22 protein-coding genes are annotated in these 22,316 nt (G+C 63.9%); 5 read left to right on the top strand and 17 right to left on the bottom strand.

What is annotated here, in order from left to right; all coding sequences use genetic code 11:
- Window positions 1-3: 3 nt before the first annotated feature.
- A complete protein-coding gene (locus TRIHO_RS03515; protein WP_068240458.1) occupies window positions 4-324 on the bottom strand; it encodes an H-NS histone family protein in 321 nt (106 codons plus the stop codon).
- A gap of 131 nt (window positions 325-455) precedes the next feature.
- Window positions 456-2,459 (bottom strand): protein meaA, encoded by a 2,004-nt coding sequence (locus TRIHO_RS03520; RefSeq protein WP_068240459.1) that lies wholly within the window; start codon window positions 2,457-2,459, stop codon window positions 456-458.
- Window positions 2,460-2,635: 176 nt separating this feature from the next.
- Between TRIHO_RS03520 and TRIHO_RS03525 the strand changes: the two genes are divergently transcribed.
- The 5 genes from TRIHO_RS03525 (at window position 2,636) to TRIHO_RS03545 (ending at window position 9,071) form a co-directional block, all read left to right on the top strand.
- Entirely contained in the window at window positions 2,636-4,090 is a 1,455-nt protein-coding gene (locus TRIHO_RS03525) for a 1-acyl-sn-glycerol-3-phosphate acyltransferase (protein ID WP_068240461.1), read from the top strand.
- A gap of 123 nt (window positions 4,091-4,213) precedes the next feature.
- On the top strand, window positions 4,214-5,494 hold the full coding sequence (gene ccrA / locus TRIHO_RS03530) for a crotonyl-CoA carboxylase/reductase (protein ID WP_068240462.1): 1,281 nt from the start codon (window positions 4,214-4,216) through the stop codon (window positions 5,492-5,494).
- Window positions 5,495-5,995: 501 nt separating this feature from the next.
- Window positions 5,996-6,715 carry a helix-turn-helix transcriptional regulator gene (locus tag TRIHO_RS03535; protein WP_068240570.1) on the top strand — a complete coding sequence of 240 codons (720 nt, stop codon included), beginning with the start codon at window positions 5,996-5,998 and terminating at the stop codon, window positions 6,713-6,715.
- Between the two features lie 59 nt (window positions 6,716-6,774).
- Complete coding sequence (locus tag TRIHO_RS03540; protein WP_068240464.1) at window positions 6,775-8,334, top strand: ATP-dependent DNA helicase; 1,560 nt, start codon at window positions 6,775-6,777, stop codon at window positions 8,332-8,334.
- Entirely contained in the window at window positions 8,331-9,071 is a 741-nt protein-coding gene (locus TRIHO_RS03545) for an SDR family oxidoreductase (protein ID WP_068240466.1), read from the top strand. Before TRIHO_RS03540 ends, TRIHO_RS03545 begins: the two co-directional genes overlap by 4 nt.
- A 138-nt stretch (window positions 9,072-9,209) precedes the next feature.
- On the opposite strand, the gene TRIHO_RS03550 is transcribed toward TRIHO_RS03545, so the two are convergent.
- From TRIHO_RS03550 to paaB, 15 genes are all read right to left on the bottom strand, one after another.
- Window positions 9,210-10,016: a TIGR02186 family protein gene (locus TRIHO_RS03550; RefSeq protein WP_082705007.1), complete on the bottom strand. Its 807-nt coding sequence runs from the start codon at window positions 10,014-10,016 to the stop codon at window positions 9,210-9,212.
- On the bottom strand, window positions 10,013-10,930 hold the full coding sequence (locus TRIHO_RS03555) for a sulfite exporter TauE/SafE family protein (protein ID WP_068240468.1): 918 nt from the start codon (window positions 10,928-10,930) through the stop codon (window positions 10,013-10,015). The genes TRIHO_RS03550 and TRIHO_RS03555 overlap by 4 nt, the downstream gene beginning before the upstream one ends.
- Before the next feature lie 215 nt (window positions 10,931-11,145).
- The gene (locus tag TRIHO_RS03560) at window positions 11,146-12,153 is read right to left on the bottom strand and encodes an ABC transporter permease (RefSeq protein WP_068240470.1); all 1,008 of its coding nucleotides are present in this window, start codon (window positions 12,151-12,153) and stop codon (window positions 11,146-11,148) included.
- Window positions 12,153-13,247 carry an ABC transporter permease gene (locus tag TRIHO_RS03565; RefSeq protein WP_068240472.1) on the bottom strand — a complete coding sequence of 365 codons (1,095 nt, stop codon included), beginning with the start codon at window positions 13,245-13,247 and terminating at the stop codon, window positions 12,153-12,155. Before TRIHO_RS03565 ends, TRIHO_RS03560 begins: the two co-directional genes overlap by 1 nt.
- The gene (locus TRIHO_RS03570) at window positions 13,248-14,777 is read right to left on the bottom strand and encodes an ABC transporter ATP-binding protein (RefSeq protein ID WP_068240474.1); all 1,530 of its coding nucleotides are present in this window, start codon (window positions 14,775-14,777) and stop codon (window positions 13,248-13,250) included.
- A gap of 209 nt (window positions 14,778-14,986) precedes the next feature.
- Complete coding sequence (locus TRIHO_RS03575; RefSeq protein ID WP_068240476.1) at window positions 14,987-15,982, bottom strand: BMP family lipoprotein; 996 nt, start codon at window positions 15,980-15,982, stop codon at window positions 14,987-14,989.
- Window positions 15,983-16,117: 135 nt separating this feature from the next.
- The gene (gene rimI, locus TRIHO_RS03580) at window positions 16,118-16,543 is read right to left on the bottom strand and encodes a ribosomal protein S18-alanine N-acetyltransferase (protein WP_068240478.1); all 426 of its coding nucleotides are present in this window, start codon (window positions 16,541-16,543) and stop codon (window positions 16,118-16,120) included.
- Window positions 16,536-17,207 (bottom strand): tRNA (adenosine(37)-N6)-threonylcarbamoyltransferase complex dimerization subunit type 1 TsaB, encoded by a 672-nt coding sequence (tsaB, locus tag TRIHO_RS03585; protein WP_068240480.1) that lies wholly within the window; start codon window positions 17,205-17,207, stop codon window positions 16,536-16,538. The genes rimI and tsaB overlap by 8 nt, the downstream gene beginning before the upstream one ends.
- Before the next feature lie 19 nt (window positions 17,208-17,226).
- The gene (locus TRIHO_RS03590; RefSeq protein WP_068240482.1) at window positions 17,227-17,790 is read right to left on the bottom strand and encodes a NifU family protein; all 564 of its coding nucleotides are present in this window, start codon (window positions 17,788-17,790) and stop codon (window positions 17,227-17,229) included.
- A 171-nt stretch (window positions 17,791-17,961) separates the two neighbouring features.
- A complete protein-coding gene (locus TRIHO_RS03595; RefSeq protein WP_068240484.1) occupies window positions 17,962-18,417 on the bottom strand; it encodes a universal stress protein in 456 nt (151 codons plus the stop codon).
- Between the two features lie 105 nt (window positions 18,418-18,522).
- Entirely contained in the window at window positions 18,523-19,383 is an 861-nt protein-coding gene (locus tag TRIHO_RS03600) for a branched-chain amino acid aminotransferase (protein ID WP_068240486.1), read from the bottom strand.
- Window positions 19,384-19,497: 114 nt separating this feature from the next.
- Window positions 19,498-20,568 (bottom strand): 2Fe-2S iron-sulfur cluster-binding protein, encoded by a 1,071-nt coding sequence (locus TRIHO_RS03605; RefSeq protein WP_068240488.1) that lies wholly within the window; start codon window positions 20,566-20,568, stop codon window positions 19,498-19,500.
- A gap of 25 nt (window positions 20,569-20,593) precedes the next feature.
- Window positions 20,594-21,070, bottom strand: coding sequence for a 1,2-phenylacetyl-CoA epoxidase subunit PaaD (gene paaD, locus TRIHO_RS03610; protein ID WP_068240490.1), 477 nt, complete (start codon window positions 21,068-21,070; stop codon window positions 20,594-20,596).
- Window positions 21,071-21,197: 127 nt separating this feature from the next.
- Window positions 21,198-21,959, bottom strand: coding sequence for a 1,2-phenylacetyl-CoA epoxidase subunit PaaC (gene paaC, locus TRIHO_RS03615; RefSeq protein ID WP_068240491.1), 762 nt, complete (start codon window positions 21,957-21,959; stop codon window positions 21,198-21,200).
- Window positions 21,959-22,243, bottom strand: coding sequence for a 1,2-phenylacetyl-CoA epoxidase subunit PaaB (paaB, locus tag TRIHO_RS03620; protein WP_068240493.1), 285 nt, complete (start codon window positions 22,241-22,243; stop codon window positions 21,959-21,961). The genes paaC and paaB overlap by 1 nt, the downstream gene beginning before the upstream one ends.
- Window positions 22,244-22,316 lie beyond the last annotated feature (73 nt).

Raw genomic sequence — 22,316 nt, forward strand, 5'->3', positions numbered from 1 at the left:
GGTTCAGATTTCGAGATCAGAGATATCGGCGCCATTGCTCAGCGCGGCATGGACCCAATGCGGTTTTCGGCCACGGCCGGTCCATGTTTCATCCGGGTTTGCCGGGTTGCGATATTTCGGTGCCGCTTTTGTCTTGCGGGCGCCGACCTTGGAGGGAGAGGTCAGAACTTCGTCCAGGGAGAAGCCGTATTCCGCGGCCGCTTTTTCGGCGGCTTTCAGCGCTTCGGTGCGTTCGCGTTGTTCCGCGTCTTTCAACGCTTTTTCGACGTCGGTCTGAAGCTGTAGCAGCTCTTTGCGCGACATTTCTGTCAAGTCGAGTGACATTTTATTACTCCATTGAATTCAGCCGGTGGATCGTTTCCTCGGGCTATTTCGTTTATTGCCCGAATGCCAGATGCTCTTCAGCAACTAATTTGTGTTTGACCCATTTTTAGCGGAATTCAGCAAATCGTGAATTAGGGCGGAGTGTTTGTTTTTGCCAGCTCGACGATGTCCTTCATGATTGAATTCAGTTCAAAGTTTTTCGGCGTATAGACTCGCGCGACACCAAGGTCGCGCAATTTTTTTGCGTCCTCTTCGGGAATAATTCCCCCGACAACCACCGGGATATTTCCAAGCCCTGCGTCGCGCAATCGCGTCAATGTGTCTTCAACCAGCGGCAGATGGCTTCCGGACAGAATCGAAAGACCTACAACATGCGCCTCGTCCTGACGCGCAGTGGCGACAACTTCTGCGGGAGTGAGGCGAATACCGTCATAGGTGATGTCCATGCCGCAGTCGCGGGCGCGAAAGGCGATTTGCTCGGCGCCGTTGGAATGGCCGTCCAGACCGGGCTTGCCGACCACGAATTTCAGCCGCCGCCCCAGCTGATCGGAGACCGCGTTGACCGCCTCGCGCAGTTCGTCCAGCCCGTCGGTGCGGTTCGACATTGACGCAGAGACACCGGTGGGGCCGCGATAGGTTCCGTGGACTTTGCGCATCTCTTCGGCCCATTCGCCGGTGGTGACCCCTGCGGCGGCGGCGCGAATCGATGTGGGCATGATGTTGGCACCGCTTCGGGCGGCGGCGCGCAGGGCGGCCAGCGCCTCGGCCACGGCGGTTGCATCCCGGTTCTGGCGCCATTGCTCCAGGCGCTGGATCTGCTCGGCCTCGGTCGCCGGGTCCACCACCATGATGCCGCCATCTGCGGTCTGCAGCGGCGAGGGCTCTCCCTCGATCCATTTATTGACGCCGACCACCACGGTTTCGCCGGCCTCGATGCGGTTCAGCCGGTCGGCGTTGGACTCGACCAGGCGGGATTTCATGTATTCGATCGAGGCGACGGCGCCGCCCATGCCATCGAGGTTGGCCAGTTCGGCGCGGGCGCCGGCTTTCAGCGCCTCAACCTTGGCATCGACCACCGGGCTGCCATCAAAGAGGTCGCCATATTCCAGCAGGTCGGTCTCATAAGCCAGGATCTGCTGCATCCGCATCGACCATTGCTGATCCCAGGGCCGGGGCAGGCCGAGTGCCTCGTTCCAGGCGGGGAGCTGCACGGCGCGGGCGCGGGCATTCTTGGACAGGGTCACCGCGAGCATTTCGATCAGGATGCGGTAGACGTTGTTTTCCGGCTGCTGTTCGGTCAGCCCGAGCGAGTTCACCTGCACACCATAGCGGAAGCGGCGGAACTTGGGGTCGGTCACGCCATAGCGGTCGCGGCAGATCTCGTCCCAGAGATCGACAAAGGCGCGCATCTTGCACATTTCGGTGATAAAGCGGATGCCGGCATTCACAAAGAAGGAGATGCGCCCCACCATGGCCGGGAAATCCGCCGCCGGAACACGGGGGCGCAGCTCGTCCAGCACCGCCTGGGCAGTGGCGAGGGCAAAGGCCAGTTCCTGCTCCGGCGTCGCCCCGGCCTCTTGCAGGTGATAGGAACAGACGTTCATAGGGTTCCATTTCGGCACGTTCTCGTAGCAATATTCGGCCACATCCGCGATCATCTTCAGGCTGGGCGCGGGCGGGCAGATATAGGTGCCCCGGCTGAGGTATTCCTTGATCAGGTCGTTCTGCACCGTGCCTTGCAAGCCGGAGATATCGGCGCCCTGTTCCTCGGCCACCGCAATATAGAGCGCCAGCAGCCAGGGGGCGGTGGCGTTGATCGTCATCGAGGTGTTCATCTGGTCCAGCGGGATCTGGTCGAACAGGCTGCGCATGTCGCCGAGGTGGCAGACCGGCACGCCGACCTTGCCCACCTCGCCGCGCGCCAGCACGTGATCGCTGTCATAGCCGGTCTGGGTCGGCAGGTCGAAGGCCACCGACAGGCCGGTCTGCCCCTTGGCGAGGTTGTCGCGATAAAGCGCATTGGAGGCAGAGGCGGTCGAATGCCCGGCATAGGTGCGGATCAGCCAGGGGCGATCCCTGACCGGTGTTTCGGCCGGAGCGGGAGCCGTGGGGCGATCATTCTGCGCAAGCGACATGGCGAACCTCGTGAATCACGTTTCGGTAATTTTATTTCGTCATGGCGATATAAACTGGAATTTTGGAACCTTGTCAATTCGCCGCATTGCGGCAATTGACCGGCTGAGGGCCTGTGCCTGCTTCTGTGGCATCGCGCTGGCTTGTCTTGGTCGGGGGGCTCGGCCAATGTGCGGGCATGACGCAGACCGTGGAACTCCCCCTTTGGGCCTTTGTGCTGATTCTGCTGTTCGCGGCGGTCACCTTTGCCTCGCATTTCCTGTTTCCCTCCGTGCGCTGGTTCTTTCGGCGGCGGCTGGAGCGTGCGGTGGAGCGGCTGAACCGGCGGTTGGAGCGGCCGATCGAACCCTTCCGGCTGGCGCGACGCTATGACATGATCCAGCGGCTGATCTATGATCCGCAGGTGGCGCAGGCGGTGTCGGATCACGCGATGGCGCGGGGCATCCCGGAAAACGTCGCTTTTGAGGACGCCCGCCGTTATGCGCGCGAAATCGTGCCGTCGTTTTCCGCCTTTACCTACTTCAGCTTTGCGATCCGGGCGGCGCGGTTCCTGTCGAATTCGATCTATCGGGTGCAGCTGGGCAGCTATGACGAAGGGCTTTTGAAGGTCATCGACCGGGATGCCACCGTGGTCTTTGTGATGAACCACCGGTCGAACATGGACTATATCCTGGTCACCTATCTGGCGGCGCAGCGCTCTGCATTGTCGTATGCGGTGGGCGAATGGGCGCGGGTCTGGCCGCTGAGCAGTCTGTTTCGCGCCATGGGGGCCTATTTCATCCGCCGCAAATCGCAGACCGAGCTTTATCGCAAGGTGCTGTCGACCTATGTGCGGCTGGCGACGCGGGGCGGGGTGACGCAGGCGATGTTCCCCGAGGGCGGGCTGAGCATGACGGGGGCGCTGTCGCCGCCGAAACACGGGCTGCTCAAATACATCGTCGAAGGGACCGAGGCGGCCGGCAAGGATGTGGTCTTTGTCCCGGTGGCGCTGAACTATGACCGGGTGCTGGAGGACAAGATCCTGACCCGCGCTGCCCGCGCCGGAGAGCGGCGGTTCCGTGCCCGGATCGGCGTGGTGCTGTTGCGGGGGCTGCGGCAGCTCTGGCTGTGGATGACCGGGCGCTATCGCCGGTTCGGCACCGCCGCCGTGACCTTTGGCCGGCCGCTGAGCCTGAGCGAAGTGCCGGCCGAGACGGGGCGCGATCAGTCGCGTGACCTGGCCTCGGAGCTGATGCGGCGCATCGGCGAGGTGGTGCCGGTGCTGCCGGTGCCGATGGTGTGCTACCTGCTGTGCACCCGCGGCACCATGAGCGAGGCGGCGCTGGTGCATGCGCTGACGGAGACCACCGCCCGGATGCCGCTGGCGCGGATCCATATGCCGGCCCATGGCCATGACATCGCGGTCCAGGGCGCGGTGCAGCATCTGCGCCGCCGGGGATTGGTCCGGCTGACGGCGGGGCTGGTGACGCCAGAGCCCGGCGCCCGCGATCTGTTGCAGTTCTACGCCAATTCGCTGGCGCATCTGGTGCCTGCGGCACTGGCCCCACCGCGCGCCGACACCCCCGGCACCGCACCGGAAACGCCGGGGAATGCCGCAGCAGCAAAAGGAAATTCTGCGTCCGCTGGGTCATAAAATTTCAAACATGTGACGATTATGGTTGCAATATTACCTCGCCGTTTCTAATCCTAGGGTCAGACAGCGCGATTCTGCATTGCAGAATGCTGCGCGCATTGGATGATACCAGGGGAGGCCACCATGGCTTTGGACACGCAGGACGGCATCATGAGCTACGACGCACCGCAGAAAGACCTCTATGAAATGGGGGAAATCCCGCCCATGGGCTATGTGCCCAAACAGATGTACGCCTGGGCGATCCGCAAGGAACGCCACGGCGAGCCGGATACTGCGATGCAGCAGGAAGTGGTGGATGTGCCCAGCATCGACAGCAACGAGGTGCTGGTTTTGGTGATGGCGGCCGGCGTGAACTACAATGGCGTCTGGGCGGCGCTGGGCCAGCCGATCAGCCCGTTTGATGGCCACAAGGCCCCCTATCACATCGCCGGGTCCGATGCGGCCGGGATCGTCTGGGCCGTCGGCGACAAGGTGAAGCGCTGGAAGGTCGGCGATGAGGTGGTGATCCACTGCAATCAGGACGACGGCGACGACGAGGAATGCAACGGCGGCGATCCGATGTATTCCTCCAGCCAGCGGATCTGGGGCTACGAGACGCCGGACGGGTCGTTTGCCCAGTTCACCAATGTGCAGGCCCAGCAGCTGATGCCGCGCCCCAAGCACCTGACCTGGGAAGAAAGCGCCTGCTACACGCTGACGCTGGCTACCGCTTACCGGATGCTGTTCGGCCATGAGCCGCATGACCTGAAGCCGGGCCAGAACGTGCTGGTCTGGGGCGCTTCGGGCGGTCTGGGCTCCTATGCGATCCAGTTGATCAACACGGCCGGCGCCAATGCCATCGGGGTGATCTCGGACGAGAGCAAGCGCGATTTCGTGATGTCGCTCGGCGCCAAAGGGGTGCTGAACCGGCGCGATTTCAAATGCTGGGGCCAGCTGCCAACGGTGAACACGCCGGAATATGACACCTGGTTTGCCGAGGCGCGCAAGTTCGGCAAGGCGATCTGGGACATCACCGGCAAGGGCAACAACGTCGATATGGTGTTTGAACACCCCGGCGAGGCGACGTTCCCGGTGTCCACCTTTGTGGTGAAAAAAGGCGGTATGGTGGTGATCTGCGCCGGCACCTCCGGGTTCAACTGCACCTTTGACGTGCGCTATATGTGGATGCATCAGAAGCGCCTGCAGGGCAGCCACTTTGCCCATCTGAAGCAGGCCTCGGCCGCCAACAAGCTGATGATCGAACGCCGTCTGGATCCCTGCATGTCAGAGGTCTTTGCCTGGGCGGATCTGCCCTCGGCCCATATGAAGATGCTGCGCAACGAGCATAAGCCGGGCAATATGTCGGTTCTGGTGCAGGCCCCGACAACCGGGCTGAGAACACTGGAAGAAGTCGTGCAGAGCTGATCCAGCGCGCCGCTCTGACGTTGGATCTGGCAACAGGCATCTGACCTCTGTCTGGTCGGGTGCCTGTTGGTGCGCGTAAAACCGCGCGGCGGCGCGCGGCTGTCTGCCGACCCAAGGGCGGGTCCGCTTGACATCCCGCGTGTTCAGCGAAAAACTGCCCCTCGCACTGAACAGAATGTTTGTGGATCACGCGCGTAAATGGCCGATTGTCCTCCCTTGTGGGGGGGGGTGGCTCTGTCCCGGAACACTGTCCCTGACCAAGGTCTGGACCACCGCAATCTGGAGGGGCCATCTGGACGGGACTGCAATCTGGATGGGGACGACGGTCCGGCCGGTCGGGCCGGGTACCAACCCCCCGTCGAACGCGTTCAATTCCAAAGAAACACGCGCCGCCCCCGCGCCGTCCGGTTTGAACCGGCAAGCGGCGGACCCGGGGCCGGATCGCCAAACGGGATGCGCTGTCGGATGCAGCGTCAGAACCGAAAGGACGCAGAGGACTGGATGTCGAGACCGCAAAAACTGAACGCTCTTCTCCAACAGATCGAAAAGGCCCAAAGCCTGGGCGAAATCGGCGCGGTCCTGGCGCAGTTTCAGACCCTGATTGAGGTCGCCCATGTGAACTACAGCTGGCTGGACCATTCCGACGGAATTATCGGCTGTTCGACCCTGCCCGAAGCCTGGCTGGCGCGCTATGCGGCGCAGCGCTATCACCGGATCGATCCGGTTGTGCTGGGCTGCTACACTGCGTTTTACCCGGTGGACTGGCGTGATTTGGACTGGTCGTCCCGCGTCGCCTCGGCGTTTCGCAAGGATGCGCTGGCGCATGGGGTCGGCCCGCAGGGGTTCAGCATCCCGGTGCGGGGGCCAAGCGGCCAATACGCGGTGTTCAGTGTCTACAGCGCCTGTGACGATGCGGAATGGAGCCGGTTCACCCGCAAGATGAGCCGGGATCTGATTCTTGTGGCGCATTATGTGAACCGCCGGGCGCTGGCGCTGGAGACCTCCTTTGAGCCGCTGCCGGAGCAGCCGCTGTCGGCGCGCGAAGCGCAGGCGCTGAGCCTGCTGGCAGAGGGGCACAGCCGCGCCCATGTGGCGCAGATGCTGGACATCTCGGAACACACATTGCGGGTCTATATCGAAGGCGCGCGCGACAAGCTGCAGGCGCAGAACACCACCCATGCGGTGGCCCGGGCCATCGCGATCGGGCTGATTGCCGTCTGACGCCTGGCCCCTGCGCGATCCTGCTGGTGCCCTGCGCGCGGCGGATGTAGGGTCGCGCCATGACAGAGACCCCGCTCCCGGCGCCCGCGCTTCAATTCTCCGACGATCAGGCGCAAGCCTATGACAGCCTGACCGAACAGCTGCGCCAGGCGGGTGTCGATCTGGGCGAAGACCTGCTGCATCCACCGCGCGGCGACACCGGGGTCACCGCTGTGATCGGCAAGGCCGGGTCGGGCAAGACGCTGCTGCTGGCGGAGTTCTACAAGGCGCTGGCTGCGGCGGGGGTCGATGTGGTTTCCGGCGACTATGAAAGCCGCAAGAAAAACGAGGACAAGCGCACCCTTGCGATTCTGGCGCCGACCAACAAGGCCGCCAGCGTGCTGCGTCTGCGCGGCGTGCCGGCCACCACCATTCACCGGATTCTGTATACGCCGGTCTATGATCCGGAATACGAACGCATCGCCGAATGGCTGACAGGCGAGGGCGAGCGCCCCGAAATCGAAGGCATCACCGAAGAGGCCCTGAGCCGCGCGGCGGCGTTCTTCCAGAAGAATAAATCCATCCCCGGCGCGCTGGCCTCTGCCGGGCTGCGGGGGTCGGATTTCATCACCGGCTGGAAACGGCGCGAGGAACCGCTGGACATCGGTTTTGTCGATGAGGCCTCGATGCTGGACAATCGCCAGTTCGAGGACCTCAAGGAGATCTTTCCGACGCTGGTTCTGTTTGGCGACCCGGCGCAGCTGGCGCCGGTGAACCAGTCCGGCTCGATGGTGTTCGAGGGGCTGCCCAAGGAGCGCCAGCTGATCCTGAACCGCATACACCGGCAGGAGGCGGACAACCCGATCCTGGATCTGGCCCATGCGCTGGCCGATCCGCAGCTGGGGTTCGAGGATTTTGAACGCATGGTCGAGGACAAGGCCCGTCAGGATGACCGTGTGGTCTGGGGCCAGCGGGTCGAGGTCGATCTGATGGCGCGCTCGCCGGTGCTGGTCTGGCGCAACAACACCCGCATCCGGCTGATCAACGCGTTCCGTGCGGTCTATGGCGCGCCCGAGGATGCGCTGTTGCCGGGCGAGCCGCTGATCTGCGACGGGTTGGAGCTGCCGTTGAAACACCGCAAGAAGCGGCTCGACCTGGAGGCGCGCGGGCTGATCAAGGGGGCGCAGGTGATTTACCTTGGCCCCGGTCGCAAGCCCGGATTTTCGCGGCTGCACGTGATGGGGGCCGAAGATCCGCAGGTCTCGGCCGCCTCGATCGTGAAGATCGAGAAACCCGACGAGGAAGAGCCGTTCATTCCCTTTGCCGCGCGCATGGGCGCGACCTTTCTGCATGGCGCGGCGGTGACGATCCACAAGGCGCAAGGCTCGCAATGGGACACCACGCAGGTGTTTGCGCCCGACATCTATGCTGCTGCCCGCATGGGCCGGGTGGAGGCGGGGCAACCGCTGTGGAAACGCCTGGCCTATGTGGCGATCACCCGCGCTCAGGAGCGGCTGATCTGGGTGGTGCGCAACCGGTTGGCGAAACCCAGCGGCGTGCTGCCGATTGACGATTTGCGGGCGGCCCCGGCTGCTGCATTGACCTTGGAACTTCAGGAGGAGGAGGAGGCCCCCGTATGACAACCCGCACAATTCTGGTGACCGGTGCCAGTTCCGGCATTGGCCGCGCGGTGGCAGAGCGGTTCCTGGCCGAAGGCTGGACCGTCGGCCTGTTGGCACGGCGCGCGCCCCTGTTGGCAGAAATCGCCGAGGGTCATCGCCGTGCCGTGGTGCTGCCCTGCGATGTGACCGACCCGGAGGCGGTGACAGCGGCCTTCGCGCAATTCAGTTCCGAGGCCAGGCGGCTGGATGTGTTGTTCAACAATGCCGGGATCTTCACGCCGCCGGGCACCATCGATGAAATCGCGCTCGAGGATTGGTTCACGGCCGTGAATGTGAATCTCAACGGTATGTTCCTTTGTGCGCGGGCGGCCTTTGCCCAGATGCGGGCGCAGGCGCCGCAGGGCGGGCGGATCATCAACAATGGCTCCATCGCCGCCCATGTGCCACGGCCGCAGAGCGCGCCCTATGCGGCGACCAAGGCGGCGGTGACCGGGCTGACCAAATCCCTGTCGCTGGATGGCCGCGCCTTTGACATTGCTTGCGGCCAGATCGACATCGGCAATGCCCGCACGTCGATGGTGGCGGATCTGGCGCAGCGGCAGGCAGAGGCCGACCCGGATGGACCGGCGCTGGACAGTTTTGATGTCGCGGATGCGGCGGCCTCGGTGCTGCATATGGCGCAGTTGCCGCCAGAGGCCAATGTGCAGTTCATGACCTTGATGGCGACCAAAATGCCCTATATCGGACGCGGATAGCAGCGCCTAGATCGCTGGGGGGGGGCTCCCGCCCGGACCCAGTCCAATGTGACCCTGCCCAGTTGGGCTGGGTCATATTGGACCTTGTCCGGTTGGGCGTGGCGCCGCGCTGGTGCGCGGCGCCGGGCGCGTCCGGGATCAGCTGTTGCGCAGCATCTGGAAGAGCGCCGCCGCCCCCCAGCCTGACAGCGCCGCAATCACCAGGGCCAGCAGGCCATAGAGCGGCGGCTGGTCCTGTGACAGGTTGTAGAGAAACCGCTCCAGCCCGACCTTGTTCACCTGGATCACGGTCTCGTATCGCGAGACCACCCGGCCAGCGCGGGTGAGGAAAATCCGCGTCTCATATTCACCCTCGATCAGATCCGCCGGCATTTGCAGGGCGGTGCGGAACAGGGTCTGTTCATCAAGCGTGACCGCGTTTTCCTGCAGGGAATAAAAGCCCTTTTCCTCGCGAATGCGCATCAGCGCGTTGGAGAAATCCTGCGCGCCCTGCAGCGTTGAGCCCACTGAACGGATCGCGCGGCGGATGGAGATCTTGTGGCGCAGATCCTCGGTATCGCGCAGTACGGCGCCGAAGGGCGCACTGGTGGCCACCGCGTAAAAGCTCGGCGCCGAATCCACCGACACACTTGCCGTATTGACCCAGATCCCCATGCTGCGGTCCTTGCGGCGCACGATGACCGGCTCCTTGGGGCCGGAGACGGTGACGATCACCTCCAGCGGGGCCGTGGTCGGGATCGGGGTTTCGCGTTTGACCGCGCCGAAGATCAGGATCTCGGAGCCATCGAAATTGGCGGTGATGGCGACGCGGTCGTGGCTGAGGCCCAGCACGACCTCCTCGGCCTGGGCGGGTGAGGTGACTGAGGCGAATGGGGCGACCAAGACCAGGACACAGGCCGCACAGAGGGAGGCCAGCAGGGCGTGCAGGGACCGCAGGATCCTCATTTCGTCACCCGGACCGGGCTGAGCGAGTAGATCTCGCTGGGTTCCAACAAGAGGTCGAGCGCCAGTTTGGCGCAGACCAGCAGCACCAGCAGCGCCAGGAGGATCCGCAGTTGCTCTGCCTTCAGGCGCATGCCGATGCGGGTGCCGAACTGGGCCCCGACCACACCGCCCACCAGCAGCAGCACCGCAAGCACGATATCGACTGTCTGGTTGGTGATCGCATGCATCATGGTGGTGGCGGCGGTGACGGTGATGATCTGAAACAACGAGGTGCCGACCACCACCTTGGTGGGCATGCCGAGGAGATAGATCATTGCGGGCACCATGATAAAGCCGCCGCCGACGCCCATGATCGCGGTGAGCATACCAACAAAGAGGCCAACCGCCACGGGAGGCAGGATCGAGATATAGAGCCCGGAGGTGCGAAACCGCATCTTGAACGGCAGGCTATGGACCCAGCCGCGTTGCTTGCGCTTGGGCGGGGTGCCGCGTCTGGATTTGCGCAGGGCGTTGACGCTTTCGATGAACATCAGCCCGCCGACGATGCCAAGGAAAACCACATAGCACAGGGTGACGAACAGATCGACCTGACCCAGCGATTTCAGGTAGTTGAAGATCGCAATGCCAAGGACCGCGCCGATCATGCCGCCGACCTGCAGCACCACCCCCATCTTGAGATCCACCGAGCGGCGGCGCAGGTGGGCCAGCACGCCAGAGACCGAAGAGGCGACGATCTGATTGGCCCCGGTGGCAACCGCGACGGCGGGCGGGATGCCGATAAAGAACAAAAGCGGCGTCAGAAGAAACCCGCCGCCGACGCCAAACATCCCCGACAGCACCCCCACCATGCCGCCAAGTCCCAGAACGAGGAACGCGTTCACGGAGACTTCGGCGATGGGAAGATAGATGTTCATATCCGTGACGGGTCTTTTATTGTGCGTTCGGTCAATAAAATACCGCGCGGCAGAGGATGCGGCGCTGGTTTGGACCAACTGTAGTGCAGGGAAATTTCGAAAGCGACTGCCAGTCTTGGAAAAACGCCCCCGCGCTCGGAACTGAGGCGGGGGCGCTACAGGCGCGGGCGGATGCCCGCTGATGGGATGGCCTGTTGGCCGGGGCTGGCGTGGCCCTAGCGTTCCTTCACATAGGGTTGGCCGCCGGCACGGGGCGGGATCGCCTTGCCGACAAAACCGGCGAGGATCACCACGGTCAGGATATAGGGCAGGGCGTCCATCACCTGCACCGGGATGGTAAAGCCGCCGAACTGGATGCTCTGGAATCGCAGGGCGATGGCCTGCAGCAGACCAAAGAGCAGACAGGCCCCCAGCGCATGCCAGGGCCGCCATTTGGCAAAGATCAGTGCCGCCAGCGCGATATAGCCGCGCCCGGAGGTCATCTCGCGCACGAAGCCGGCCTGCAGGCCAGTCGCCAGATAGGCGCCGGCAATGCCGCAGAGCAGGCCGCAAATGCCCACTGCCGCAAACCGAAGCCCCTGCACGGAAACACCTGCGGTATCCACCGCCGCCGGGTTTTCCCCCACCGCCCGCAGCCGCAGGCCAAAGCGGGTGCGAAACAGCACCCACCAGGTCAGCGGCACAAACAACAGCGCCACATAGACCAGGATGGAATGGCCGGAGATCAGCTCGGAGTAGAGCTGCTGGATCGGGCCTGCTTCCTTGATCAGCTCGTTCAGGGGACGGTCGGCGGCCGCCGCATCGGCGGGGCCGATGGCAAAGGGCAGCTCGATCCCGTTGAACCGCCCGTCGGTGAGCAGGGACGGCGTGCGCCCGCCCTGCCGGAACCAGCTTTCGGCGATCAGCACCGTCAGACCAGAGGCCAGGAAATTGAGCGCCACGCCGGAAATCAGCTGATTGCCGCGAAAGGTGATGGAGGCAAGCCCATGCAGGCCCGAGAGCACCAGCGAAGAGGCGACACCGGACAGCAGGCCGAGCCAGACATTGCCGGTGGCCGCCGCAACCGCAGCGGAGAAGAACGCCGCCATCAGCATCTTGCCCTCAAGGCCGATGTCAAAGATGCCCGCGCGTTCCGAGAACAGACCGGCCAGGCAGGCCAGCAGCAGCGGGGTTGCCATGCGCATGGTGCTGTCGAGCACCTGAATCAGGGTGAGGAAATCCATCAGGCGTTCTCCTTCCTGAGGGCGAGGAATATCTTTTCAATCGGCATCCGCACCATATTGTCGAGCGCGCCGGTGAACAGGATCACCAGGGCCTGGATGACCACGATCAGTTCCGACGGGATATTGGTCCAGAGCGCCAGTTCCGCGCCGCCCTGATAGAGAAAGCCGAACAGGATTGCCGCGAGGAAGACGCCGAAGGGGTGGTTGCGCCCCATCAGGGCCACCGCGATGCCGATAAACCCGGCTCCCTCTGTCGCGTTCAGCACCAGCCGTTCGGCCTCGCCCATGACGTTGTTGGTGGCCATCAGGCCGCAGAGCGCGCCGGAGATCAGCATGGTGATCATCACGGTCCGTACCGGTGAAATCCCGGCATAGACCGCGCCGCGTTCGGATTTGCCAAGCGCGCGGATCTCGTGTCCGAGCGGCGTGTGCCAGATCAGGCCCCAGACCACAACGCAGGCGGCAATGCCGACAAACAGCGTCACATTGGCGGGCGAGGATTTGGAAAACTCGATGCCGATGGGGGCGAGGATGTCATGCAGCGACGGCAATTGTGCGCTTTCGGGGAAGCGGCCGGTTGCGGGTTCCATCGACCCTTTGGGTTTCAGGGTGTTCACTAGCATATAGTTCAGCACCGCGGCGGCGATGAAGTTGAACATGATGGTGGTGATCACGATATGGCTGCCGCGTTTGGCCTGCAGATAGGCGGGGATCGCCGCCCAGGCCGCCCCGAAGAGCCCGGCCCCCAGGCCCGCAACGAGCAGGGCAATCGACCAATGGGGGAAGGGAATATAAAGGCAGACAATCGCCAGCCCCAGCCCGCCGAGCATCGCCTGACCTTCGCCGCCGATGTTGAACAGCCCGGCATGGGCCGCGACCGCCACCGCAAGTCCGGTGAACAGGAAATTGGTGGCATAATAGAGCGTATAGCCCCAGCCATTGGTGGAGCCCAGTGCGCCTTCGACCATCAGGTCCAGCGCCTCGATCGGGCTTTCGCCGATCAGCAGGATCACAATTGCGGAGATCAGGGCGGCCAGCAGCAGGCTGATCACCGGGATCAGAACCACATCGGCCCATTTTGGCATTTTTTCCATTTACGCGGCCTCCCCCGCGACGCCGGCCATCATCAGGCCGAGTTCTTTTTCATCGGTTTGATCTGCGGGGCGTTCGCCCATGATCTTGCCGTCAAACATCACCGCAACCCGATCGCTGAGCGACAGGATCTCTTCCAGTTCCACCGAGACCAGCAGGATCGCCTTGCCCTGGTCGCGCAGGGCGACGATCTGCTGGTGGATGAATTCAATCGCCCCGATGTCGACGCCGCGGGTGGGCTGGCCGATCAGCAGCAGGTCGGGGTTGCGTTCGATTTCGCGTGCCACAACGAGTTTTTGCTGGTTGCCACCGGAAAAGCTTTTGGCGGCAAGCCAGGGGTTGGGGGGGCGGACGTCGAACTTTGCCATCTTGGCCTCGGTGTCGGCGCGCAGGGCGGCGTTGTTCAACAGGACGCCCTTGCGATAGATTTCCTCGCGGTGGTAGCCAAAGCCGATGTTTTCCCAGGCGTGGAAATCCATGATCAGGCCTTCGCGCTGGCGGTCTTCGGGGACATGGGCGATGCCTGCGTGCCGGCGCGACCGGGCGTCCGATCCGCTGCCCGAGAGGGGCAGGGGGGCGCCGTTGACGCGAATGGTGCCGGTGCCGACACGCATGCCGCCCAGCACTTCGAGGAGTTCCGACTGGCCATTGCCGGCCACCCCAGCCAGACCGAGGATTTCGCCGGCGCGCACGGTCAGGTCGATGCCCTTGACCCGCTCTACCCCGGCGCTGTCGACGACAGAGAGGTTTTCGATTTCCAGAACCGGTTTGCCGGGACGCGCGGGCACTTTGTCCACCCGCAGCAGAACCTTGCGGCCCACCATCAGCTCGGCCAGCTGCTCGGGGCTGCTTTCCGAGGTTTTCACGGTGGCGTTCATCTCGCCCCGGCGCATCACCGATACCGTGTCGGTATATTCCATGATTTCACGCAGCTTGTGGGTGATCAGGATGATCGTCTTTCCCTCGCTGCGCAGACGGTCCAGAATGCGGAACAGCTGGTCCGCTTCGGGCGGGGTCAGCACGCCGGTGGGTTCGTCCAGGATCAGGATGTCGGCCTTGCGATAAAGCGCCTTGAGGATCTCCACCCGCTGTTGCAGGCCAACGCCGATCTCGTCGATGCGCTTGTCGGGGTCGACGTAAAGTTCGTATTCTTCCTCCAGCTCCTTCAGCTCCTTGCGGGCGCGCGAAAGGGAGGGCATCAGAAGACCGCTGTCTTCGGCGCCGAGGACGATGTTTTCCAGAACGGTGAAATTCTCGACCAGTTTGAAGTGCTGGAACACCATGCCGATGCCGGCTGAAATGGCGGCCTGGCTGTCGGGGATCTCGGTCTTGGTGCCCTTGATCCAGATTTCGCCTTTGTCGGCCTTGTAGAACCCGTAGAGGATGCTCATCAGCGTGGATTTGCCGGCGCCGTTTTCGCCGATGATCCCGTGGATCGTACCGGGCTGGACGCTGATCGAGATGTCCTTGTTCGCCTGGACCGGGCCAAAGGCCTTGGAAATGCCTTTGAGTTCGATTGCTGGTGCCGTCATGCGGGCTCCCCTGTTCATCTCACCGCCGGTTGCTGCGGGGGCGGCCCCGAAGGCCGTCGTTCATGTTCTTGTCACCAAGAGGACCGGCACGGGAAAAACCAAACCCGGAGGGCAGCTGAAAGCGACCTCCGGGCCAAATTGGACCGCCCCGTCCCCGGCGCGACCGCAAAAGGCGGGTCGCTGTGGGCACGGGGCGCAGATCACATGGATCAGAAGCTGAGAGCCGGGCAGCTGTCGTCGCTGGTGTAGTCATGCACGACCACATCGCCGGCAACGATGGCGGCGCGGGCCGCTTCGACGGAGGCTTTCATCTCGTCGGTGACCAGAGCTTCGTTATGCTCGTCGATCGCAACGCCAACACCATCGGCCGCGAGGTCGAGGTTCTGGAAACCGGTTTCCAGATCGGCGCCGTCCTTCAGCGCGTTGTAAACGGCCACGTCCACGCGTTTCATCATGGAGGTCAGGACCTTGCCGGGATGCAGGTGGTTCTGGTTGCTGTCGACGCCGATGGACAGAACGCCCTCATCCGCAGCGGTTTGCAGAACGCCAACACCGGTGCCACCTGCCGCGGCAAAGACAACGTCAGAGCCTTGCGAGATCTGCGCCTTGGCCAGTTCGGAGCCTTTGACCGGATCGTTCCAGGCATCCGGCGTGGTGCCGGTCATGTTGGAGACGACAGTGGCGTCCGGGTTCACCGACTTCACACCCTGGGCATAGCCACAGGCGAATTTGCGGATCAGCGGGATGTCCATGCCACCGATAAAGCTGACGGTGCCGGATTTGGAGGCTTCGGCGGCCATGACGCCCGCCAGATAGGAGCCTTCATGCTCGGCAAAGGAGATGGTCTGCACGTTCGGCAGATCGGCCCAGCCGTCGATGTTGACGAATTTGGTGTCCGGGTAGTCCGGCGCCACGTTTTCGATCGTCGAGGTCATGGCAAAGCCCATGGTGATGATCGGGTTCGCGCCGCGCTCTGCAAAGCGGCGCAGGGCCTGTTCGCGCTGGGCGTCGGATTTCAATTCGATTTCCAGGTATTCGCCACCTGTTTCTTCAACCCAACGCTGGGCGCCGTTATACGCCGCTTCGTTGAAGGATTTGTCGAACTTGCCACCAAGGTCGAAAATCAGGGCCGGGTCGGCCAGTGCGGCGCCAGCCGACAGCGCGACCGCAGCCGCCGCGCCCATGAGCGATTTCATCAGGGTCATTCAGGTACTCCCAGTTGGTCTTTTTTTTCCCGCGGGGCGGGCGTGTCCATTCAAAAAGGTGGAGCGATTTAGCCTGCTGCGTTGGGTCGGGGTCAACATTTTTTTGACCACCCGGTCCAAAAACACCTGTTTCCCTTAGGGAAACAACCGTTTCATGAGCAATGCGTCTGCCGCTGCTGCCTTTGGGCGCGGATAATAGGCCTTTCGAATCCCGACAAGCCCGAATCCGCAACTTGAGTATAGCGCCTGGGCAGCGCCATTGTCTGCTGCGACCTCGAGAAAAGCTGTCGTGACACCACGTTGTGCAGCCTTTCTCATCCAGTCCTGCATAATGCGGGTGCCGTGACCCTGCCGTTGATGGTCTGGATGGGTCGCGATGGTCAGCAGTTCCGCCTCGTCGGTGATCTCGCGCACCAGCGCAAAGGCGCGGCCATCGCCGGTCAGATGGGTGAAGCGATCCGCCAGCAGATCGGCGAATTCCTGCGTGGTCCAGGGGCGCGATTGGGTGAAGGCCGCGGCATGAGTCGCGGCCAGCGCCGACGGGCTCTGGTCTTCAGTCATCCAGAAGCACGGGCGGCTGGTCGCGCGACGGGGCTGCATCTGCCGGGCGCAGATAGAGCGGCGCAGGGGGCGGCAGGTCGGTGCGGCCAATCCGGCTGGCGGCGACGCGGGCGATGGCCTCTGCCACCGGGTAGCGGGCGGCAGTCACTGTGCCGCCACATCGGGCGGCGATCTCGTCGGCGCGGTGGCCGATGCAACGTGGCGCGGCACCGGTGGTCGGCAGATCGGCGGGCAACGTGTCGAGCGTGCAATGGCAGGGCGCCGACGCGGGAGCTGCTGAACTGATCACCTGCACATAAAGCCCCTCGCGCCGCGCATCGAGGCTGGAGACCACCAGGCCGTCGGTGCCAAAAGCCTGTGCGTCCAGGCTGGAGACGCCGATGGCCGGCACCTCCAGCCCGAGCGCGAGGCCCCGCGCCGCCGAGACGGAAATGCGGATGCCGGTGAAATTGCCCGGACCAATGCCGACGGCCAGCGCCGACAGCGCGCCAAAGCTGGCGCCGCCCTCGGCCAGGATCTCTTCCAGCAGCGGGATCAGGCGTTCGGCCTGTCCCTTTGCCATGTCTTCTTGTCGCTGGGCGAGGATCTGCGGGCCGCGCAACAAAGCGGCCGCGCAATGCGCGGCCGATGTGTCAAACGCCAGGATCAGCGGATCGTCTGTCATCTGCTCAGGCGGCAAAGAGTCAGACCGCAACCGGGCGCACTTCGGTCACCTCGGGGATGTAATGCCGCAGCAGGTTCTCGATCCCCATCTTCAGGGTCAGTGTCGAGGACGGGCAGCCGGCGCACGCGCCCTGCATGTGGAGGTAAACAACGCCGCGATCAAACCCGTGAAAGGTGATGTCGCCACCGTCCTGTGCCACCGCCGGGCGCACGCGGCTGTCCAGCAGTTCCTTGATCTGGTTGACGATTTCGCCATCCTCACCGGTGTGTTCGGCATGGCCGGAGGCTTGCTGGCCGCCTTCGTCGATGACCGGCTGGCCGGATTGGTAATGTTCCATCACCGCGCCCAGTACGGCGGGTTTGATGTGGTCCCATTCAACGGTGTCATCCTTGGTGACAGTGACAAAGTCATTGCCAAAGAACACGCCGGTGACGCCCCCAACCGCAAAGATGCGCTGGGCGAGCGGGGATTTTCCCGCCGCCTCGACGGTGGGGAAATCGGCCGTGCCCGCATCCAGAACAGTCTGGCCGGGCAGGAATTTCAGGGTCGCCGGGTTCGGCGTGGATTCGGTCTGGATAAACATCTCGGCTCTCCGTCAGGCTGGCCCGGTCAACATGGTCTGCATATGCGACCTGCCCGGTGGCCTGTCAAGTTTTGGAATGATTCTAAATTAGGGGCTGCGGCGCGAAATGCAAGGCTTTCAGCAAGCGCCTTGCAAGGGCGGCGTGGCGGGCGGGTGAGCTGCACGGGGCCGTCAGGTGATGGCCTCGAGCCTTTCCTTGGACATATCACCGGGCACGATGGTGATCGGCAAGGGCAATGTGCCGGCGGTGCGGGTCAGTTGGGTGACGATGGGGCCGGGGCCCTTGCGGTCGCTGGCGGCGCCAAGCACCAGCACGCCGACCTCCGGGTCCTCTTCGATCTGGGCGAGGATTTCCGGCACGATGTCGCCCTCGCGGATCATCAGCTCGGGGTCCACGCCCTGACGGTCGCGCATCCATTTGGCGAAAACTTCGAAATGGGCATGGATGCGTTCGCGGGCTTCTTCGCGCATGACCTCGCCGACGCCGATCCAATGGTTGAATTCATCCGGCGGGATCACCGAGAGGATCAGCACGCCGCCGCCGGTCTTTGCCGCGCGCATGGCCGCGAACCGCATGGCGTTCAGGCATTCGCGGCTGTCATCCAGCACCACTAGAAACTTGCGCATCCTACCCCCTGTCGTCCTTGCGGCATATTGGCCGAAGCAACCGGGCGACGCAATAGAACTGTGGGGGCTCCTGGGTGCGGCGCCCGGCGCGGGGCGGTGCCGGGATCAGGCGGATTTGGCCCAGTCCCAGTACATTTCGCGCACCCGGCGGGTCACCGGACCGTGCTGATAGCTGACATCGTCAAAGGCGGTGACGGGGGTCACCTTGGCCATGTTGCCAGACAGGAAGACCTCGTCCGCGGCCTCGAAATGGGCGTAGCTCAGCACCGTTTCATGCACCTGAATACCGTCGGCGCGCATGTTCTCGATATGGCGGGCACGAGTGATCCCGGCCAGGAAGGTGCCATTGGCAATCGGGGTGAAGACCTCGCCATCCTTGACCATGAACACGTTCGAGGTCGCGGTTTCGGCCACGTTGCCCATCGCGTCGCAGGTCAGCGTATTGGTGAACCCCTTGGCGCGGGCTTCGCGCAACATGCGGGCATTGTTGGGATAAAGGCAGCCGGCCTTGGCATTCACCACAGCGGATTCCAGCACCGGACGGCGAAAACTGGTGCGGGTCAGGGTGGCCGAGGCGGCCGCTTGCGCCATCGGGATTTCCTCAAGGCAGAGGGCGAATTTGGTCGCTTCGGGGGCGGGGGCGATCATGGTCTGGTCGCCTTCGGTGGCCCAGTACATCGGCCGGATATAGACCGCGCTGTCGGGCGAGAAGGCGCTGAGCCCCTCGCGCACGATCTCGACCATCTGGTCGGCCGGCACGGTCGCGGCCATCATCAGCGCCTCGGCCGAGGCATTGGCGCGGGCGCAATGTTTGTCGAGGTCGGGGCTGACCCCGTCGAACCAGCGCGCGCCGTCAAAGACGGACGAGCCAAGCCATGCGGCGTGATCGGCGGCGGACATGATGGCGACATCGCCGTCATGCCATTGGCCGTTGAAATAGGTGCGGATGTTTTTGCCGACAGCCATGGGGAAACCTCGGGTCTTGGAAATCTGGATAGGGGGTGACGTTAGGCGGCGGGCCGGGCAAGGTCCAGTGCGAAAGGCCGCGGCAAACGGATGGAATTTGACCAGCGGCCGGGGTCAGGCATCGTAGCTGATCACCAGCCGGTCGCTGAGCGGGTAGGACTGGCAGGACAGCACAAACCCCTTGGCGACCTCGTCATCCTCCAGCGCGTGGTTGGCGGCCATTTCGACATCGCCCTCGATCACCCGGCAGCGGCAGGTGGAGCAGACCCCGGCGCGACAGGACCAGGGCGCGTCCATCGCGTTCTCCAGCGCGGCCTCCAGCACGGTGGTGTTGCGGTCGAGCGTCACGGTGCGGGTGGCGCCGTCGAGCGTGATCGCGGCCGTTACCGGCGCGCGGGCGGCGAGCCCGGTCGCGGCGGCCTGTTGCGTCACGCGGCCGGGCTGGTTGGAGGCGAAGAGTTCAAACTTGATCTGGTCATCTGCCAGACCGGCGCTGCGCAGGGCGGCGGCAATGCCGAGCATCATCGGTTCCGGCCCGCAGATAAAGGCGGTGTCGATCGCGCCAATAGGGATCCAGCGTTCAAACAGCTGGGCGCATTTCTCTTGCGTGACGCGACCGGTGAACAGGTCCACCTCCTGCGCGTCGGTTTCCAGCACATGGATCACCGACAGACGGCCCATGTAGCGGTTCTTCAGGTCCTCGATCTCCTCGCGGAACATGATCGAGTTCACGCCCTTGTTGGCATAGACCAGCGTGAAACGTGACCGGGGTTCGGTCTGAAGCGTGGTTTTCAGGATCGACAGCACCGGCGTGATGCCCGACCCGCCGGCAAAGCCGAGGTAGTGTTTTTCGGCGCTCGCATCGAGGGGGGTAAAGAACCGCCCCTGCGGGGGCATCGCCTCGACCGTGTCGCCGACCTTGAGCTCCGTATTGGCCCAGGTGGAAAAGGCACCGCCCTCGACCCGTTTGATGCCCACCTTCAGGAGGCCGTCGTCGCGGCCGGCACAGATCGAATAGCTGCGGCGCAGTTCGGTGCCGTCAAACGTGCGGCGGAAGGTCAGGTATTGGCCTTGGGTAAAGTCGAACGCCGCCGCAGCACCATTGAGCGGTTTCAGCGTCACCACCACCGCGTCGCGGATGGTGTGTTTGATCTCGGTGACTTCGAGCGGGTGAAAGCGGGCCATCGGGCTGGTCAAGGGGCGGGCCTCCTCAGATACACTTGAAATAGTCGAAGGGTTCCAGACAGGCGTCGCAGCGCCAATGGGCCTTGCAGGGGGTGGAGCCGAACTGGCTGACGCGGGTCACCTTTGGGCTGGCGCAGCGCGGGCACTGGTCGGGGCCACCGGCCGGGGAGGGCGGCGCGATGCCGTAGTCGGCCAGCCGCGCGCGGCCCTTGTCCGACAGCCAGTCGGTGGTCCAGGGCGGCGCGATCTGGGTCTTGATCGTGAGCCGGTCGATGCCGTGGGCGGCGAGTGCGGTTTTCACGTCGAGGCGAATGACCGAAGTGGCGGGGCAGCCGGAATAGGTCGGCGTCAGGGTGACGATGAGGCCGTCGTCGCTCCACTCAACATCGCGCACGATGCCGAGGTCGACGAGGGAGATCACCGGGATTTCCGGATCGGGCACCGCGTCGAGCCAGTCCCAGATCTGCGCGAGGGAGGGCTGGTTGGATTGGGTGTCGGTCACAATGAACCTCCGGTCCGGCCGATAGGCCGGGCCACGCCCGTCCCGCCCCTCACGGGGCGGGCGCTCCACGCCCCCCCCGCCGGGCCGGACGCGGCCCTCAGGGCAATAGGACAGGGCAAAGCAAACATCACCACGTCGCTCCCGGATAGGCGCGCTGCATCCACTGCATGGTGGTCAGCAGATGGCCGAGATGCTCGGTGTGCATCTTGCCATCGCGGCCACCGCCACGGGCACGCCGGGCCGCCGGTAGGGTCAGCGTCGCCTCGCCCAGCACGCGGGCGAGGGTGGCGTCAAACTCCGCCCGCAGGGAGGCCGGATCGGGGGCGATGCCGGCCTCGACCAGCGCGGCATCCACCGCGTCGCTGAGGAACATCTCGCCCACGTAAGGATAGAGGTAATACAGTGCCGCCTGCATGCGCGCGTGGCTTTCCTCGGTGCCGTCGCCAAGGCCGATCACCGTCTCGGCGGAGCGGTCCAGATGGTAGGTCGCTTCCTTCACCGCCTTGGCGGCGATGGCGGCGACACGCGCGTCAGAGGAGGAGGTCAAGGCCCGCAGTTGCAGGACGTGCCAGGCATCAAACAGGAATTGTCGCATCAGGGTCTGGCCAAAATCGCCATTCGGCATCTCGACCAGCAGCAGGTTGCGAAACTCCCAGGCATCGCGCAGAAACGCGAGGTCATCGGCGGTCTTGCCCTGTCCCTGCACCTCGGCGGCGAGGCCAAGCCACATCTGGGTCTGGCCGATCAGATCCAGCGCGGTATTGGCCAGCGCGATGTCTTCCTCCAGCGCCGGGCCATGGCCGCACCATTCGCTGGTGCGATGGCCGAGGATCAGCGTGTTGTCCCCCATCCGCAGGAGAAATTCAGCGAGCGCCTGATCCTGCGACATCACATCGCCCCCACGTCATCGGGAATGTCGAAAAAGGACGGGTGGCGGTAGACCTTGCTTTCGGACGGGTCGTACATCGGCCCCTTGTCCGAGGGGGAGGAGGCGGTGATCGCCTCCGCCTCGACAACCCAGATCGACACCCCTTCATTGCGGCGGGTGTAGACGTCGCGGGCGTTCTTGATCGCCATTTCGGCGTCAGCGGCGTGCAGGCTGCCAACGTGACGGTGGCTGAGGCCATGCTGGCCGCGGATGAAGATTTCCCAGAGGGGCCATTCGGTTTTCATGGTCTGTCCTTTCGGTGCTGAGACAGGCCGCGCCCCAGTGAAGAAGGCGCGCGGGGCTGCCGCAGGGCATGTC

Source organism: Tritonibacter horizontis (assembly GCF_001518015.1).
Taxonomy (GTDB): domain Bacteria; phylum Pseudomonadota; class Alphaproteobacteria; order Rhodobacterales; family Rhodobacteraceae; genus Epibacterium; species Epibacterium horizontis.

Excerpts from the sequence above, each read along its gene's own strand:
- TRIHO_RS03515 (WP_068240458.1), bottom strand. The coding sequence starts at position 324 with ATGTCACTCGACTTGACAGAAATGTCGCGCAAAGAGCTGCTACAGCTT.
- TRIHO_RS03520 (WP_068240459.1), bottom strand. The coding sequence starts at position 2,459 with ATGTCGCTTGCGCAGAATGATCGCCCCACGGCTCCCGCTCCGGCCGAA.
- TRIHO_RS03525 (WP_068240461.1), top strand. The coding sequence starts at position 2,636 with ATGACGCAGACCGTGGAACTCCCCCTTTGGGCCTTTGTGCTGATTCTG.
- ccrA (WP_068240462.1), top strand. The coding sequence starts at position 4,214 with ATGGCTTTGGACACGCAGGACGGCATCATGAGCTACGACGCACCGCAG.
- TRIHO_RS03535 (WP_068240570.1), top strand. The coding sequence starts at position 5,996 with ATGTCGAGACCGCAAAAACTGAACGCTCTTCTCCAACAGATCGAAAAG.
- TRIHO_RS03540 (WP_068240464.1), top strand. The coding sequence starts at position 6,775 with ATGACAGAGACCCCGCTCCCGGCGCCCGCGCTTCAATTCTCCGACGAT.
- TRIHO_RS03545 (WP_068240466.1), top strand. The coding sequence starts at position 8,331 with ATGACAACCCGCACAATTCTGGTGACCGGTGCCAGTTCCGGCATTGGC.
- TRIHO_RS03550 (WP_082705007.1), bottom strand. The coding sequence starts at position 10,016 with ATGAGGATCCTGCGGTCCCTGCACGCCCTGCTGGCCTCCCTCTGTGCG.
- TRIHO_RS03555 (WP_068240468.1), bottom strand. The coding sequence starts at position 10,930 with ATGAACATCTATCTTCCCATCGCCGAAGTCTCCGTGAACGCGTTCCTC.
- TRIHO_RS03560 (WP_068240470.1), bottom strand. The coding sequence starts at position 12,153 with ATGGATTTCCTCACCCTGATTCAGGTGCTCGACAGCACCATGCGCATG.
- TRIHO_RS03565 (WP_068240472.1), bottom strand. The coding sequence starts at position 13,247 with ATGGAAAAAATGCCAAAATGGGCCGATGTGGTTCTGATCCCGGTGATC.
- TRIHO_RS03570 (WP_068240474.1), bottom strand. The coding sequence starts at position 14,777 with ATGACGGCACCAGCAATCGAACTCAAAGGCATTTCCAAGGCCTTTGGC.
- TRIHO_RS03575 (WP_068240476.1), bottom strand. The coding sequence starts at position 15,982 with ATGACCCTGATGAAATCGCTCATGGGCGCGGCGGCTGCGGTCGCGCTG.
- rimI (WP_068240478.1), bottom strand. The coding sequence starts at position 16,543 with ATGACTGAAGACCAGAGCCCGTCGGCGCTGGCCGCGACTCATGCCGCG.
- tsaB (WP_068240480.1), bottom strand. The coding sequence starts at position 17,207 with ATGACAGACGATCCGCTGATCCTGGCGTTTGACACATCGGCCGCGCAT.
- TRIHO_RS03590 (WP_068240482.1), bottom strand. The coding sequence starts at position 17,790 with ATGTTTATCCAGACCGAATCCACGCCGAACCCGGCGACCCTGAAATTC.
- TRIHO_RS03595 (WP_068240484.1), bottom strand. The coding sequence starts at position 18,417 with ATGCGCAAGTTTCTAGTGGTGCTGGATGACAGCCGCGAATGCCTGAAC.
- TRIHO_RS03600 (WP_068240486.1), bottom strand. The coding sequence starts at position 19,383 with ATGGCTGTCGGCAAAAACATCCGCACCTATTTCAACGGCCAATGGCAT.
- TRIHO_RS03605 (WP_068240488.1), bottom strand. The coding sequence starts at position 20,568 with ATGGCCCGCTTTCACCCGCTCGAAGTCACCGAGATCAAACACACCATC.
- paaC (WP_068240491.1), bottom strand. The coding sequence starts at position 21,959 with ATGTCGCAGGATCAGGCGCTCGCTGAATTTCTCCTGCGGATGGGGGAC.
- paaB (WP_068240493.1), bottom strand. The coding sequence starts at position 22,243 with ATGAAAACCGAATGGCCCCTCTGGGAAATCTTCATCCGCGGCCAGCAT.